The sequence below is a fragment of the Micromonospora sp. NBC_01412 genome (genome assembly GCF_045040215.1).
GTDB classification, from domain to species: domain Bacteria; phylum Actinomycetota; class Actinomycetes; order Mycobacteriales; family Micromonosporaceae; genus Micromonospora; species Micromonospora rubida.
This window is the reverse complement of the sequence record NZ_CP109528.1, coordinates 7,664,267-7,681,655: the sequence shown is the minus strand read 5'-3', so window position 1 is coordinate 7,681,655 and position 17,389 is coordinate 7,664,267. Positions and strand designations below refer to the sequence as shown.

Genomic DNA, 17,389 nt, shown 5'->3' with positions numbered 1-17,389 from the left:
AAGCCGACGCGACGACCACCACCGCAGTGAAGGAGACCCGGACGCATGAGCGACGACGTCGAGCGGAACCGGAATGTCCTCGCCCTGCTCTGGGGCGAACTCCGCACCCTGGCCGAGCCGCTGCTCGGCGCGTACGACCCGTGGCGGCGGGCCCGGCTGATGCGGGCGCTGGGCTGGGACCTGGAGGGGGCCAGCGGGGTCGACGCGCACACGTTCGAGCAGTGGGTCAGATCCGTCGGGACGGCGGTCGACACGCTGGACGCGGCCATCGCCGACGGACTGCCCGACTCGCTGGCCGAGCTCAAGAAGATCGCCACCGCGGCCGGCACCGCGTTCGGGCAGGTCGGCCCGCTGCCCCCGACGGTGCGCGGGAAGCTGCCCGAGGTGGCCGGCCTGCCCGAGGCGCTGGGCGACGACCTGGCCGACCACCTGATCCTGACCTACCTGCTGCGCCGGGCACCCTGGACGGTGCCGCTGTTGACCCTGCTCGGCCTGGTCACCCCCGGCGTCGAGCTGCCGCCGAGCCCGCCGATGCCGGCCGGTGACGCGCCGATCCGGCTGCCCCGCCACCGCGACGAACTGCACCTGGAACGGCTCGTCGAGTTGGTCGCCGACCCCGGCGGGTACCTCAAGGACCTCTACGCGCGCGCCGGCTGGGACACCCCGGAGGCCGTCGAAGAACTGGCCGCGCGGCTGCTGCCCCGGCTCGCCGCGACGCTGCGCGCGTTCGGGGTGGACGCCGCGCACGGGGTGCGGCCGGGCGTCGGCCCCGACCAGGGCGAGGCCGGGCTGCGGCTGGCCGACGGGCTGCTCCGGGTCCGGTTCGCCGTCGCGGGGCCGCCCGGAGGCGGGGAGCCGGCCGCGCTCGCCGGCCGGCCGGGACCGTGCCCCGTCCGGTCCGACATCCACGGCGCGCTGCACGCCGACGCAGGCGCGGACACCGACGCGGACGCGGACGCCGACGTCGACGCGGACGCCCAGCTCCACCTCGGCGTCACCCTCGCCCTGGCCTGCTGGGACGGCCTGCTCACCGGGATCGTCGCCCCCACCGGCGAGACGCACCTCGAAGGCGCGCTCGGTCGCTGGAACGTCGCCGCCGACCTGGCCGGGGCCGGCCCGGCCATCGCGATCAACTCGGCCGGCGTGACGGTCGCCGGCGGCGGACCGGAGGTGAAGTTCTCCGCCGAGGTCGCCCGGATCGCGCCCAAGGGCGAGCCCGGCTGGGTCATCGGCGCGCCCGACGGCACCCACCTGGCCGTCGGGCAGCTCGTGCTGCGCGGCCGGGCGGCGCTCGGCACCGGCCGCGACGACATCGAGCTGATGCTCGCCGCCGGCCGCGCCGAACTGGTGGTCAAGGCCGGCGACGGCGACGGGCTGCTGGCCCGGCTGCTGCCGGCCGACGGCCTGCGGTTCGGCTTCGACCTCGGCCTCGGCTGGTCGCTGCGGACCGGCCTGCACCTGTCCGGGGCCGCCGCGCTGACCGCCGAGTACCCGATGCACCTCTCGCTGGGCGGCGTACACCTGGAAGGGCTGCGGGTCGCGCTCGCGGCCAGCACGCACACCGCCAGCGTCGGCCTGACCGTCACCACCACGGTCCGGGCCGAGATCGGCCCGCTGCACGCGGTCGTGGAGAACATCGGCATCCGCGCCGACCTGACCTTCCCGCCCGCGTTGCCGGCCGGCACCGGCAACCTCGGCGGCGCCGACCTGGTGCCCCGCTTCAAGGCCCCGGACGGGGTGGGCCTGCGGATCGACAACGGCTTCGTCAGCGGCGGCGGATACCTCTTCGTCGACGAGCCGCGCGGCATGTACGCCGGGGCGCTCCAGTTGGGCATCGCCGCCAAGGACGGGCTGTCGCCGATGCGGGGCTTCGTGCTCCAGGCCACCGCGATCCTCAACACCCGAAACCCGGACGGCAGCCGACTGGTCGAGGCCGACGGCGAGCACACCTTCTCGATGCTGGTCGTCGGCACCTTCCAGTGGTACCCGGGGCTGATGCTGTTCTGGGGCATCTCGATCACCGGCCTGGGCCTGGTGGTCGGGCACAACCGGCGCAGCAACCCCGAGGAGGTCCGCAACGCCGCCCGCGCCGGAACCCTGGATTCGCTGCTGTTCCCCGAGGACCCGGTGGGCCGCGCCCCGGCGGTGATCGCCACGCTGAGCCGGATCTTCCCGGTCGACCCCACCGGCACCGTGCTCGGCGCGATGGTCCGGCTGAACTTCCTCTCCGGGCAGATCGTCGCGGACCTGGCCGTGCTGGTCGAGTTCCCCGACCCGGTCCGGGTGCTGCTGCTCGGCAAGCTGGTCATCGACTTCCGGCCGGCCGGAAGGCTCCGGATGGACTCGGCCGGCATCGTCGACGTCGCCCGCAAGGAGATCAGCCTCGACGCGGCCCTGATCGACTCCAACCTGTTCGGCCAGCCGGTCTCCGGCGAGATGGCCCTGCGGGCCCGATGGGGCGGGGACAAGTCGTTCGCCATGTCGATCGGCGGGTTCCACCCGAGGTTCTGCCCACCGGCCGGCTTCCCGGCACTCAAGCGGTTCGAGATCAAGCTGCTGAAGCTGGGCAAGGGGATCAAGCTCAACGCGTACCTGGCGGTCACCAGCAACACCGCCCAGTTCGGCGCCGAACTGCTGATGCACTTCGAGGCGGCCGGTTTCGTCCTCGACGGCCGGGCCTGGCTGGACGTGTTGTTCCAGTTCAAGCCGTTCTGGTTCACCGCCGAGATCGGCGCGTACGTCGCCCTGACCTACGACGGCACCGAGCTGCTGGTCGTCCGGCTGTTCATCGGGGTGAGCGGCCCCGGCCCCTGGCGGGCCTGGGGCGAGGCGCGCATCAAGTTCCTGTGGTGGGAGGTGTCGGCCAAGCTCGACTGGACCGACGGGAAGAAGTTTGACCAGCCCGAACCCAGCTACGTGAACGCCGCCGAACTGCTTGAGGCGGCCCTGTCCACCCCGGACGCCTGGGAGATCCGGGCCGCCGCCATCGGGGCGGAACCGGTGGCCCTGTGGGCGGTCGAGGACAACGGGGGAGCGCTGCTGCTCTCCCCGGGGGCCGTCCTCGGCGTACGCCAGAACGTCCTTCCCCTCGGCGTCGAGTTGCAGCGGATCGGCACCTCCCGCCTCCGTGGCCCGAACCGGTTCACCCTCACCGAGGTCAGCGTCGGCACCGGCGACGCCACGGTACGCGGCACCCTCGGCGCGCCGATCCTCGACGACTTCGCCCCCGGCCAGTTCCGCGACCTGACCCCCGAGCAGCGGGTGCTCACCCCCGGCTTCGAACGGCTGGAGGCCGGCCGCGAGGTGGCCCTGCCGGACGGCACCGCCCTGCCGGTGGACGGCAGCACCGTGTTCGCCGGGCTCGACGGCGACGGCGCCTACGACCGGGTGATCATCGACGACCCCGACGACGCCGGCCGGGAGATGCCGGCGGCGGCGCACCCGCTGTCGGCCGCCGACGCCGTACCGGGCGGGCTGCTGGCCCTGTTCGCCGCCACCGGCCCGGCCGCCAACGCCCGCGCCCGCACCAGCGGGTCGGCCCGGTTCACCGGCGCCGGTCTCGGCCTGCGCGACGCCGGACCGTCCTGGCTGGCCGGCCGGGGCGCCCCGCACCCCGCCGGCCGGCGAGGACGCCAGGCCGCCGCCCGGGTACGCCCACCGGCGACCGCCCTGCCCACCGCGACCCAGGCCGCCGAGGTGGCCCCCGGGGGCGACCGGGGCCGGCTGATCCGCCGGGCCGGCGTCCACGTGCCCGAACCGACCATCGTCCTGCCCGAACCCGAGAAGGTGTCCTGACATGGGTGGCCTCCGCTTCCTGCCCTGGGTACGCGACGGCGTCGCCCGGCTCGTCTCCGAATCCGACCCGCTCGCCGGGCCGCTGCCCGCAGCCCGGTCCGAGGTGACGCTCTCGGTGACCGCGCACGGCACCGGCCCCGCCGGGGTCGACCCGGTGGACGTCGTCGGCACCACCACCGCGCTGCTGCACGGACCCGGTGACGTGACCGGCCTCGACGGCCAGCAGATCATCCGCAGCCACCCGGCGGCGGGCGCGGACAACGTCGACGTGACGCTGTTCGCGGCGGTCGAGTTCGACCGGCCCGACCTGCCCTGGCTGTACACCCCGGCGAAGCCCGACCCGCAGGGCCGGCTGCGGCCCTGGCTGGTGCTCGTCGTCGTCCCGGTGGGCCCGCAGGGCCGGCTGGAGACGTCGGCGGGGCAACCGCTGGCCCGGCTGGGCACCACCGTCGGGCAGCTGCCCGACCTCGTCGAGTCCTGGGCCTGGGCGCACGCCCAGGTGCTGGTCGTCACGGAGAACGAGGACGTCGCAGAGGTCATCGCCGACGTACCGGAGCGCACCCTGTCCCGGCTGGTCTGCCCCCGGCGGCTGGACCCGGACACCGACTACCTGGCCGCCGTCGTGCCGGCCTTCGACGCCGGCGTGCGCGCCGGGCTGGGCCTGCCGCTCGACGACGGCCCACTGGTGCCGGCCTGGGGCCCCGGCTCGCCGGCGGCCGATCCGCAGGCCCCGATCGTCCTGCCGGTCTACCACCACTGGAGCTTCCGCACCGGCCCGGACGGCGACTTCGAGTCGCTGGCCCGGCGGCTGCGCGGCCGGGCCCTGCCGGCGGACGTCGGCCGGCAGCCGGTGGACGTCGGCGCCGCCGGCGGCGGGCTGCCGGACCTTGAGCCCGCCGGCGTGGAGGGTCGCTCCGTGCTGGCCTTCGAGGGCGCGCTCGCCTCGCCCGCGATGACCCCCACCGTCTGGCAGCCGGCCGCCGCCGGGCCCTGGCAGGCCCGGATGACCGAGCTGCTGGCGCACGTCGAGGACTGGTTCACCCCACCGCTGTACGGCGAGATCCACAGCCGGCAGGGGCAGGTGCCACCGCCGGGGAGCGAGCCACGGTGGCTGGCCGGGCTGAACCTCGACCCGCGCTACCGGGCGGCGGCGGCGCTGGGCACCCGGGTGATCCAGAAACACCAGGAGGACCTGGCCGCCGCCGCCTGGCAGCGGGCCGCCGAGCTGCGCGAGATCAACGAGCAGCTGCTGCGCGGGCAGGCCGCCCGGGACAGCGCCGCCGCCCTGTTCGCCAAGCGGGTGGACCCGGCCGCGCCGGGGACCGCCCTCGGTGACGACCAGCTCGTCGCGCTGGCCCGGCCGGTGCACGACCTGGTCCCGGCCCCGGCCGCCACCGGGCTGACCGGCTCCGGCGCCGCCCCGGTCGAGTCGTTGGACGAGCTGCTCGACGGCAACGCCGGCGCCCGGGCGGCCACCAGCGCGCCGTTCCGCCGGTTGGCCCGCCCGCGCGGCCCGCTGGCCCGCCGGCTGCGCCCCGCCGCGCCGTCGTCGTCGGCGCTGCTGCGGCTGGCCGGCGGCGCGAGCCCGGTGCCGCCGGCCCGGATCCCGGCCGGCGGCGTCGTCTTCGACACCCTGGTCCCGCCCGGGCAGGGCATCGCCCGGCTGACCCGGGCCGCCATCGAGGCGGCCGGCCGAAACCCGTGGTGGCACACCGCCGCCACCCTGGCCCCGGCGGCCTGGGCACCGGCCGCGGCAGACGATCCGGTCACCACACTGGCCAGCAACGGTGGCGACCTGCTCGGCCCGGACCGGTTCTTCGTCGCCGCCGCCGACGGCCGGTTGTTCGAACGCCGCCGGCTCGACGGCTCCTGGGCCTGGCGTGACCACGGCGCCCCGGCCGGCACCCAGGTCGTCACCTCCGGCGCCACCGTGGCCCCCGACCGGGTGTACGTGCGTACCCGCGACAGCCGGCTCTACGAGCGCCGGTACGACGGCGACCGGTGGGTGTGGACGGACTGCGGCAGCCCGCCCGGGGGCACGGCAAGCCGGCCCACCGCCGGCGGCACCGACGTCTTCATGCTCGGCCCGACCGGTGACCTGTACCGCTTCGGCACCGTGGCCCGGACCTGGGCGTCGCTGGGCCGCCCGCAGCTCGCCACCGGGGAGCGGTTGTGGGGCTCGCCGCGCCCGACCCCGGCCGGCGTGTTCGTGGCCACCACCGCCCAGCGGCTGTTCGTCCACAACGGCCAGTGGAGCCTCGTCGCCGACGGCCCCGGCCAACCGCCGCCGATCTGGGGCTCCCCGGCGGCCTACCACACCTTCAGCCATCCCCGGGCCGACGGCTTCGGCTACCTCACCCCGACCGGTGAACTGATCACCCGGGTGCCCGGCTGGGGCGGGTTCCTCAACCACGGCCGGGTCTCCTTCCGCGCGCCGCTGCCGCAGAACCTGCGGATCGTCTCGCTCGGCCAGCAGACCGTGGCCAGCGGCCACGACGAGGAGCCGGAGCTGCTCGTCCTGGCCCACCCCGAGGCCGACCCGGCCGACCTGCGGCTGTACGGCCGCTACCAGTGGCGCAACGACGAGACCGGGGTCTACTCCTGGTCCTGGGAGGAGATCGGCCGGCCGGCCAACGGGATCGCGGCGCACCGGCCCGGGCCGGTCACCGGTGACGACCGCGACGGCGAGGTCTTCGTCCGGGCCGCCGACGGGCGACTGGCCGCGTACTCCTGGGGCGACCGGGGCGGCGGTTGGGTCGACCACGGCACCCCGGCCGATCCCCGGGGCGCCGGCCCGGACACCGCCCCGGCCCCGGCCCACGTCCGCTTCGCGCCCCGCGTCGGCCTGCTCTCCTCGCTGCTGGTGTCGTACACGGTCGACGAGGGGGCCGGCAGCCGGATCCGCTCGCAGGCCGCCCACCACCTCCGTGAGGACGGCGCGCTGCGGGAGAACACCCTCACCGCGGCGGCGGCGGGACCGTTCACCGGCGTGCCCGCGGTGGCCACCGCGGTCACCGCCGCGCCGCTCACCGGCGGCCGGCCGGCGCAGCTGTTCGCGGTCGCGGTTTTGGCCGGCAACGCGCCCGGCACCCGGCGACTGGCCTACTGGGTGGGCAGCGGGATCGACGCCGACGGCACCGCCACCGGCGGCTGGGCCGGCCCGTACGACCTGCCCGACCCGGTCGGCGGGTACGCCGGCGCGCTCGACGTCACCATCGCCGACCTGGACGGCGACGGGTCACCCGAACTCGTCGTCGGCTACGCCCTCGACGGCCCCGACGCCGCCGCGAACCGGGTGTACTACCGGGTCGGCTGGGGGCTGGACGCGGCCGGCCGGGTCACCCGGGGCTGGACCGACTCGCTGCCCACCCCGTACACCTTCAAGGCGATCCGCTCGGTCAGCGTCGACGTGGTCGACATGACCGGCGACCAGGTTCCGGACCTGCTGGTCTTCGTGGCCGGCGAGAACACCGCCGGGCAGAAGGTGGCCCGGTACTTCACCGGCCGGGGCATCAACCGGCGCGGCCGGATCGCCGACGCCGGGTGGACCAGCCCGCTGCCGGTCGGCGGCGAGGCGGAGGTGGCCTCCGGTGTCGCCGCGGGGGTCGCGGTCGTCGACGTCAGCGGCACCCGCCGGCCCGACCTGGTGGTGGCGCACCGTTCCCGGGTCGGCGTGCTCACCACCAGGGTCGGCTTCGACCTGGACCCCGCCGGGGTGCCGGTGATCTGGAGCGCGCCGCAGGACATCCCCGGGGCGGCGGACGCGGCGGCCGGGCGCGGGTGCGGCCTGCTCGTCGCCGACCTGCGCGCCGACCTGGTGGCCGCCCGCGCCACGATGGGCGACCGGTTCATGGCCGCCGCCGCGAACCACCAGGACCGGCTGGCCCCGGCCCAGGCGTTGGCCGTCGACCCGAAGCCGAAGCCGCTGCCGCTCGGCCCGGCGGCCGGCGCGGTGCGCGCCACGCTCCGCCCGGAGACCGCGGTCGCCGGCGAGGTGCTGGCCGGCCTGCGTGTCGGCGGTGAACTCCTGGCTGACGCGCTGCCGGACACGGGGGACCCGCTGCGCCGGCTGCTCGCCGGGATCACCTTCGACGTGCCCAGCTACGAACTGCTGCGCGGGCTGTCCCAGGAGCACGTGGTGCCGAACCTGCCGGCGGTGGCGCCGGAGACGATGACCGCGCTGGCCGCCAATCCCCGGTTCATCGAGGCGTTCCTGGTCGGGCTCAACCACGAGATGAGCCGGGAGATGCTGTGGCGGGGATTCCCGGCCGACCCCCGGCAGACCTGGTTCCGGCAGTTCTGGGACGTCCGGGGCGCGGTGTCGGCCGGCGCACCGCTGACCGACATACCACCGCTGACCGACCAGGCCTGGCTCACCGGCCCGCTCGGCAGCCACCTGACCGCGGTCGGCGCCCCCGGCGAGCAGTCCCTGGTCCTGGTCATCCGGGGCGAGGTGCTGCGCCGTTTCCCGTCCACCGTGGTCACCATGCGCCGCGCCCGGTGGACCGGGCCGCAGCGGCGGGAGCCGACCGGGGTGGACCTGCCGCCGATCTTCAACGCCTGGCTCTCCCCGGACCTGCTGCTGTTCGGCTTCCCGTACACCGCCGACGAGGCCCGCGGCGCGACCGACCAGGCGCTCGGCGATCCCGGCTACTTCTTCGTCCTGCGGGAGCAGCCCACCGCGCCCCGGTTCGGCCTGGACGCCGAGCCGGACGGCTGGCCGGCGGCGGACCCGCCCGGCACCCCGGTCTGGGCCGGCCAGCACTGGGACGACCTGCACTGGGGTGACCTGCCTCCGGGAGCGCGGTTCCTCTCCCCGTACGCGCCGGGCTTCCCGGCCACGCCGGTGGACGGTGCGGTGTTCGGCCGCAACGCCGCCGACATGGCCCGGGTGGCGCTGCAACGGCCCGTCATGCTCGCCCGCCACGCCAGTGACCTGCTGCTCACGCCGGAGACCCAACCATGACCGTCACCCCCCGCCGCTCAGCCGGCACCACCTCCGCCGCCCCGGCGGGCCCACCGCCGCTGTCCGACGCGCTCACCGGCACCCCGTGGACGCTGTCCACCGGGTACCCGGTGGCGCTGCTGCCGGTCCGGCTGGAGACCCGGTTCGCCGGCGCCACCCTGCGGATCAGGGTCTACCCCGACCAGATCCACATCGACGGCCACGAGCCGCGGCTGACCGACGACGAGGTGGCGGCCGGCCGGGCGTACTGGCTCGGCCCGACCGCCGACGGCGACCCGGCCTCGGCCGCCGCCGACCCGGCCGACGGCGGCCCGGCCTCGGCCGACGGCGGCCCGGCCGACGGTCCGCTGCCGGCCCCGCCCGGCGCGGAGGCCTGGACCGAACTGGTCCGGCGGTTCGGGGCGACCCGGGCCGGCTGGATCGCCCGGGTGATGGAGCCCGACCCGGCCACCGGTGAGCTGCCCGACCCGCTGCGCCGGCCGGCGCCGTGGTGCGAACCGGCCCGGGTCCGGCTGCTGCCGACCCGCTGGTACGCGGTGGGCCGCACGACCGGCAACACGTTGTTCACCGGCGTCTCCGGGCCGGTCACCCGCGACCTGGCGGCCGGGCCGGCCCCGGTGCCGCCCGGCGCCCCGGTGACCGGGACCCCGGTCGGGGCGGGCGCAGCCGAGTCACCCCCGGTCGACGAGGGCATGCGCTGGATGGTCGACTACCCGGCCGCGGTGGCCGCCGGAATGGCCTTCGCCGTCGACGTACCCACCGACGGTGCCGGCCGGCCCCAACCGGTGGACCGCCTGCTGGTCTTCGGCGTCGACGCCGACACCGCGCCGGACGTCTCCGCGGCGCGGCTGAACCGGCTGCTGGAGGCGCACGCCGCCACCGACGGGCTGGCCTTCCTGCCGCCGGGCACCCCGACCAACAACACCGAGACGGTCACCGTGGCCGAGCGACCCCCGGTCGCCCCGGTCACCGGCACGGACGCGGTGCCCGGCGGCACCGGGCCGCAGGTCGAGAACGCCGCCGCCCTGGCCGGCCGGGCCCTGGCCGTGCCGCTCAGCGCCGTATCGCTCAGCGCCGTGCCGGCCGGGTCGACCCCGACCGCAGGCGCACCGCCCCAGCCGGACGCCGAGGACCTGGCGACCGTCCGCCGCCGGGCGGTACGCCCCCACGCGCCGACCGCGCTGGCCCGCGCCGCCGCGGCCGACCGGGACGAACGCCGGCTGGCCCGGCTGGTCCGCCGGGCCCTCTGGCCGGCCGGACCGGGCAGCATGCTGCGGCACCTGCTGCCGGTGGCCACCCCGGCCGAGCAGCGGAAGCTGCGCGCCCACTTCGTCGAGCACCTGCACCCGGAGGGGCCGTTGCCCACCCTGCGGATCGGCGCGCAGCCCTACGGACTGCTGCCGGTGGCGGCGCTGCGCGGCTGGCAGCCGGCCAGCCCCGCCGAGGCACGCGCGGTCACCGTGCTGCGCAACCTCTGGCAGCAGGTCTGGCTGGCCGCCCCGGCGCCCCGGATCCGGCCCGGGCTGGCAGACCCCGAGCAGACCATGGTGGAGATCCTGGCCACCGACGCCCGGGTGCTGGAGGTCCGTGCCCGCAGCACGCTCGGCAACGAGTACGTGAGCTGGCTGTGGCGGTTCGCCCGGCTCGACCTCGGCCCGGGCTGGCGGCAGCAGGTCGTCGAACCCGGCCGGGCGCTGCTGGCCGCGCTCGGCCTGGGCGGGCCGGTCGACCCCCGGCTGTCCCTGGCGGTCTTCGCGAAGGACGCCTTCGCGCTGGGCACCCCGCTGGTGGCCGCACCCGGTCAGGACCGCGCCGACCGGGTCCGCGCCTACCTCGACGCGCTCGCCGCCGTGGGCCTGCGCGGCGACCAGATCCCGGCGGCACCCGACTCGGCGGGGCCGGTGCCGCTGTTCCACCGGCTGCTGCGGGCAGCGCTGATCGCCGAACACTCGGCCGCCGCCGACCTGCTCGCCGAGACAGCCGGGCTGCCGGCCGCCGCCGAGATCCCCGAGCCGGAACTGATCGACATCCGGCCGGGCGAGGTCACCCCGACGCTGCGCCGACGGCTGGCGGTCACCGTGCCGGGCACCGGCGGCCAGAGTGTGGGCGAGTACCTCGCCGCCGCGGCCGGGGACGACGACACCCGGCACCGGCTGGCCACCGCCGACCTGCGCGAGCTGCGCGACGCGCTGGCCGACCTGGCGACCGGGCTGGCCCCCACCGGGGGCGACCCGGCAGCCCTCGACCCGCCGGCAGCCCTCGACCCGGATGACCTGGACCGGTACGTCGCCGGGACGCTCGGGCTCACCGCACACCGGCTGGACGCCTGGATCACCTCGCTGGCCACCACCCGGCTGGACCGGCTGGCCGCCACCCGGCCGGCCGGTACGCCCGACGGGGTGCACGTCGGCGCGTACGGCTGGCTCACCGACCTGCGCCCGGCGCCGCCGCCCACGCTGGTCGACCGGCCCGCACACGTACCGGACACCGCCGCGCCCCCGCAACTCGTGGCGGCCCCGGCCGGCGCCGGCCACGTACACGCCCCGTCGCCGGCGCAGGCGGTCACCGCCGCGGTGCTGCGCAGCGCGTGGCGCTCGCACGGCGGCGGCGACGACAACCCCGTCGCGGTCGACCTCTCCTCGCGCCGGGTCCGGCTGGCCGGGCAGCTCCTCGCCGGCATGCGCGACGGGCAGGCGCTGGGCGAACTGCTCGGCTACCGCTTCGAGCGCGGCCTGCACGATCACCCGGGCGGCCCGCTCGACCAGTACATCCCGCTGTTCCGCCGGCTGGCCCCGGTCCGCGCGCACCGGGTCGACCCGAACGGGGACGGCCCGCCGGACATCGTCGGCGCCGTCGCGTCCACTGCCGTCGCCGACGGGCTGGAGCTGCACCGGCTGCACCGGGCCGGCGCGCTCGCCACCGAGCTGGCGAAGCTGCCCGGCGGCGCCCGGATCGCCGTCGGTGAGGTGCTCACCGAGCTGGCCGACCACGCCGACGCGGTGGCCGACGCCCTGCTCGCCGAGGGCGTGCACCAGCTCGCCGTGGGCGACATGGACCGCGCCGCCGCGGCGGTGGACGTCGCCTCCGGCGCGGCCGGCAGCCCGCCCGAGCTGCACTTCACCCGCACCCCGGCCGGCGGGGTGAGCGTCACCCACCGGGTCGCCGTGCTGTTCAACCTCGACGCCCGGTTCGCCGACCGGCGCTCCGACTGGCCGGCCGGCCGCTCCGAGCAGCCCCGGGTCATCGGCGCCGCGGCCGACGCGCTGACCGCCGCGCTGCTGCCGCCCGCAAACCGGGTGTGCTGGCGGATGCGCTGGCACGCGCCGGACGGCGGCGTCACCGACCACGTCGAGGGCAGCCTGGACCGCCTCCAGATGGCGGCGGTGGACCACCTCGCCGCGCCGCCGCATCCGGGGGCCCCGGCCGGCACCGACCTGGACCGACGGATCGAAATGGTCGCCTGGAGCCGCCTCGCGCCGTCCCAGGTGACCCCCGAATGGCGGTTGGAGCTGGACTACGACCGGGCGCCCCGCTGGCCGGCCTCCCGGATCAGCCTGACGGAGTTCCTCGCCGCGGTCGCGGCGCTGCGCGACCTGTTCGGCCGGGGCCGGCAACTGCTCGCCGCCGACCTGGGCACCGACTCCGACGCGCCGGCGCAGGTCGACGACGTCACCCGGCACCAGGCCACCGAGCTGTGGCAGCTCGCCCTCGACACCGCCACCGGGCTGCTCGCCGCCGGCAGCCCGGACGACCCGGGCTGGAACGAGACCACCGTGCACACCCTGCTGCGGACGGCCGCCGGCTTCGGGGTCGTCGGGGTGTTCCCGCCGCTGCCGGGGGCCGGTGCCGCCACCGCGGCGGAGGCCGCCCGGTCCGCCGGGGACGAGCTGGCCCGCCGGGTCGCCGCGCACTGCCGGCTGGTGGCCGAGGCGCGCCGACGCACCCCGTGCCCGGTGGGCGGCTGCGGCTGCGACCCGGAGACCGACTTCGACGACCCGACCGCGCCGCCGGCGGACCGGCGGGAGCTGCACGTCGCCCGGATCCGGGCGCTGCTCGGCACCGACATGCCGGTGCTGTCGGCCAGCCGGGCCCCCGACCCGGTCGCGCTGACCACCGCGCTCGCCGCCAGCGACGCCCTGCAGGGCGGCTCGCCCCACCCGGTACGGCGCTGGCTGGCCCGCTACGGGCGGGTCCGCCCGGCGGTGGGCCGGTTGCAGGAGGTGCTGACCTACGCCGACGCGCTCGGCGCGGGCGGGGTGGTGCGGGTGCCGACGCGGGTCCGGGTCGCCCAGCTGCCGTACCAGGCCGGCGACCGGTGGGCGGGTGAGGCCGCGCCGCCGCCGGACAGCCAGCCGACCTCGCTGGTCCTGGTCGGCCTCGGCGACCTCGACCTCACCCGGCCGGTGCACGGCCTGCTCGTCGACGAGTGGACCGAGGTGGTGCCGGCGGCCACGACGCGGACCGGGCTGACCTTCGAGTACGACGCGCCGGCCGCCGCCGCCGGCCAGGCGGTGCTGCTGGCGGTCAGCGCCGACGGCGCCGCGACCTGGCAGCCGGCGGGGCTCGCCCAGGCCGTCGAGGAGACCCTCGACCTGGCTGTCGCCCGGGTCACCGACCTCGACTCGCTCGGTGCCGGCGGGCAGTACCTGCCCGCGTTCTACCTGCCGACCAACGTCGCCGAGGCGGCGACCACCACCGACTTCGTACCGGACGCGGCACCCGCCGCGCCGGGTGAGCAGGAGGGCCGATGAGCCACCTCGTGCACGACAACCAGGTGGCGCCGGGCGGGCCGCCGGCCGCCGGCCCGGACGCGCCGCAGGACCCGCCGGCCTCGGTGACCACCTGGACCCGGCTGGAGCCGCGTACCCGGCGCGGCGACCTGAGCCCGGCGCTGGAGGCGCGCACCGCCGACCCGCTGTGGCTGCTCGCCCGCCAGTGGCAGCTCGGCGAGTTCACCGGCGAGGACGCCGGCTCGCCGGTGGTCGCCCGGGTGCACGCCGAGGTGACCCCGTTCACCCGGTACCGCCCGGGAGCCGCCTCGGGCAGCACCATCGGGCTGCCGGTCGGCATCCCGCTGGAGGCGCTCGTCGAGCGGGAGGGCGCGGTCACCGCCGACGACCTGCGCCTCTCGGCGGAGACCGGCCAGCAGTTCCTGCGGCTGCTGGCCGAGGCCGGTGCCGGCGAGCTGGGCCCGGCGGTCGCCGGCCGCTACCGGATCCCCGCGGTGCCCCCGGACGCCCCGTCGGCGGCCGACGCGGGCACGGTCGGCTACCTGCGGGTGGTCGCCGGCCGGGTGCCGCACGGCGACCTGCTGCTGCGCGCCTGCGCGGCCGGGACGGTCGAGGACGACCTGCCGGTGCCGCCGGCGCTGGCCGGCGCGCTGCGTACCGCGATCACCGGCTGGTTGGCCTGGCTCGGGGTGCCGCCCCGCCCGCCCGGCCCGCCCGGGGGGTACCTGTTGCAGCTACCGACGGTCATCGCGCCGGGGGTCGACCCCCGGCCGGAGACGCCACCGTGGCCGCCGGCCGACTTCCACCCGCTGATCAGCACGGCCGGGCTGGAGGGCACCGCCTGGCAGCGGGAGCGGATGGAGTACGAGTTCGCCGTCGGCGCCGCCGGATCGGCCGGTGAGCTGGTGCTCACCGCCCGGGAGTACGACGGTGACCGGCTGGACTGGTACCACTTCGACCACGCGCCGGTCGACACCATGCAGGCACAACCGGCCAGCCAGGAACTGGTCCGGATCACCCTGCCCACCCCGGTCGGCTACGCCGGGATGCCGGCCACCCGGTTCTGGGAGATGGAGGACTCCCGGATCAACCTTGGCCAGGTCGGGGCGGGCGCCGGCGACCTGGCCAGGATGTTCCTGCTCGAGTACGGCCTGGCCTACGCCAACGACCACTTCATCGTCCCGCTGGAGCTGCCGGTCGGCTCGGCCACCCGGATCCGGTCGCTGATCGTCACGGACACGTTCGGCACCCGGACCCTGGTGCCGGTCGCGCCCGGCGGGCGGGGCTGGGCGTTGTTCCGGCCGTCCGGCGCCGTCACCGACGGGCCCGCCGACGTGCTCGTCCTGCCCGCGACGGCAGCCGCCACCCTGGACTCCGAGCCGGTCGAGGAGGTCCGGTTCGGCCGGGACGAGATGGCGAACCTGGTCTGGGCGATCGAGCGTACGGTGACCGGCGCGACCGGCCGGGCGATCGACCGGAGCGCGCAGGTCGCCCGGTCCGCCGTACCGGCCCGCCCGCCGGTGCCCGACCCGCCGCCGGTCGACCCGGCGACCGGACGCCCGGTGGTCGTGCCCGAGCTGTCCTACGCCTTCGCCACCACCGTGCCGGAGAACTGGGTGCCGCTCGTGCCCACCCCGCCGGCCGGCGACCCGACGGCGGTGCGGTTGCGGCGGGTGCCGATCCAGCAGCCGACCCGCGACGGGCCGCCGGTCCCGGTGCTCGGGCACAGCCGGGTGCTCGACTGGCGGCCCGGCCCCGGCGGCACCGGGGTGGTCGAACTGGCCGTCCCCGAGGAGGAGATCGGCCGAGCCGGGGTCCGGGTGCTGCGCCGGTGGCAGTTGGCCCGTGGCGTGGACGGCTCGGTGCACCTGTGGCTCGGCCGCTCCCGGCACCCCACCGGCGGTGCCGTCTCCAGCGGCCTGCGCTACGACGCCGTGGAGCCCCGATGAGCCCTGCCGCCCCGCCCGTATCCACCGATCTCGAAACCGCGCGGAGAAACCGATGACGATCAACTGGAAGAACGACGTGCCGCTGCCGATGGCCCGGCCCCGGTACTACGACCACCAGTACCTGCGGGCCGCCGACCTGGCCCAGGCGGTGGACTACCTGCTGTCCCGCCAGCACCTCACCGCCCGGCTGCGGCAGCCGGTCGGGGTGGTCAGCGGGCTGGAGCTCAGCGCGACCGGGGGCGACGTCACGGTCGCCGAGGGCGCGGCCGTCGACGCCGACGGGCTGCTCATCGTGGTGCCCGCCGCCCGCCGGGTGAGCCCGCCCGGCGACGGCACGTTCCATGTCACCCTGCGCTACTCCGAGACGCTGACCGACCGGCGCGACGAGGGCGGGGTGGCCGCCGAGACCCGGTGGACCGAGGAGGGCCGGGTGGAGCTGACCAGCGCACCGCCGGCCGACCCGGAGCGCGCGATCGTGCTCGGCCGGGTGGTCCGCAGCCAGGGCGTGGTGACCGTGCAGAGCACCGGCCGGCTGGTCGCCGGCCTGCGGGTGCCGGTCGGGGCGCTCGTGCCGTCCGTCGGCAACTCGCCGCAGGCCGGCATCCAGTTCCCCGCCAACGCCGGGGGTGGGGCCGGCGACGAGGCGTTCATCCGCTACTGGGCGGCGGCCGGCGAGAACACCGTCCTGCGGATCGGCAACAACAACGACCCCGACGACGCGATCACCTTCCACCAGGCCGGCGCGGACCGGCTGCGGATCAGCCAGAGCATGCTGCACCTGGGCAGCCTCGACGGCACCGCCGTGCCGGCCGACCAGGTGGCCGCCGGCCTCGGCTTCTGGGGGCCCGGCGTCCAGCACGGGCAGTTCTCCTTCCGGGCCGGCCGAGGCTTCGAACTGGTCGACCGCAGCACGGACACCCCCTCGTTGGGCTACCCCCTGCACAGCCGCCCGTACGCGGACCTGGAGGTGCAGGAACTGCGGGCCGCCCGGGTGCGCGGACGCGGCGGGCTGAACCTGCTCAGCGACGGCCAGGTGGCGGTCCGGGCCGGTGCCGGGCTTTTCGTGGTCAAGGAGGCCGGCGCCAGCGGGGACCTGACCGTGCAGGGGGCGCTCGGGGTGGGCGGGAACGTCCACCTCCCCGCCTCGGGATATCTCCTCGGGGCCGGCCGGCTGCACCTGACCGGCCCGGAGCGGCTGTACCTGCTCAACACCCAGGGCGTGTACGTCGGGCACGGCGGCAGCTCCGAGCCGGACGCGGGCTGCCTGTGGGTGGAGAAGCGGGGCCTGATCGGCGGTGACCTGCAGGTCAACGGCCGACTCGGGGTGAAGACGAGCCCGAACTCGATTCCCGACTGGAGCGGCGGGGGCGTCAGCACCTTCGACCTGTTCGTCTCCGGGGCGATGTACGCCGGGCCGGCCGGCGGCCCGTACCCGATCTCGTTGGAGGCCGCCACCGGCAAGATCGTGGGCCGGACCAAGCAGTTCGTCATCGACCACCCGCTCGACGACCCGGCCGATCCGGACCGCCGGCTGCTGGTGCACGCCGCGTTGGAGGGCCCCGAGAACGGCGTCTACTACCGGGGTGAGGGGCGGCTCGTCGACGGGACCGCCACCGTCGACCTGCCCGAGTACTTCGAGGCGCTGACCCGGCTGGAGGGCCGCACCGTCCAGCTCACCCCGGTCTTCGACGACGACGAGCCGGTGTCGCCGCTGGCGGCGTCCCGGGTCGTGGCCGGCGAGTTCCGGGTCCGCACCGTCGACGGGTCCAAGGCGTCGCACGCCTTCTACTGGCAGGTCTCGGCGATCCGCGCGGACCTTGACCCGTTGGTGGCCGAGATTCCCGCCGCGGCGCCGCACACCGTCCGGCCTGTCCCGGCGGGCACCGATCCGACGCCCGATCCGGCGCCGGCGACCCCCACCGCCGCGTGACACCCCACCGGCGATCAGC

Annotated in this window: 5 protein-coding genes; all 5 read left to right on the top strand. The window is 76.8% G+C overall.

All coding sequences use genetic code 11. The features are described 5' to 3' along the window. Window positions 1-45: 45 nt before the first annotated feature. Genes OG617_RS33220 through OG617_RS33200 form a run of 5 tightly spaced genes read left to right on the top strand, consistent with a single transcriptional unit; the run spans window position 46 to window position 17,370 of the window. The gene (locus OG617_RS33220; RefSeq protein WP_405096991.1) at window positions 46-3,795 is read left to right on the top strand and encodes a DUF6603 domain-containing protein; all 3,750 of its coding nucleotides are present in this window, start codon (window positions 46-48) and stop codon (window positions 3,793-3,795) included. A gap of 1 nt (window position 3,796) precedes the next feature. Continuing rightward, the gene (locus tag OG617_RS33215; protein ID WP_405096989.1) at window positions 3,797-8,761 is read left to right on the top strand and encodes a hypothetical protein; all 4,965 of its coding nucleotides are present in this window, start codon (window positions 3,797-3,799) and stop codon (window positions 8,759-8,761) included. Further along, a complete protein-coding gene (locus tag OG617_RS33210) occupies window positions 8,758-13,512 on the top strand; it encodes a hypothetical protein (protein WP_405096987.1) in 4,755 nt (1,584 codons plus the stop codon). The genes OG617_RS33215 and OG617_RS33210 overlap by 4 nt, the downstream gene beginning before the upstream one ends. After that, window positions 13,509-15,440 (top strand): hypothetical protein, encoded by a 1,932-nt coding sequence (locus OG617_RS33205; protein ID WP_405096985.1) that lies wholly within the window; start codon window positions 13,509-13,511, stop codon window positions 15,438-15,440. Before OG617_RS33210 ends, OG617_RS33205 begins: the two co-directional genes overlap by 4 nt. A 52-nt stretch (window positions 15,441-15,492) precedes the next feature. Continuing rightward, the gene (locus OG617_RS33200) at window positions 15,493-17,370 is read left to right on the top strand and encodes a hypothetical protein (RefSeq protein WP_405096983.1); all 1,878 of its coding nucleotides are present in this window, start codon (window positions 15,493-15,495) and stop codon (window positions 17,368-17,370) included. The last annotated feature ends 19 nt before the right edge of the window (window positions 17,371-17,389 follow it).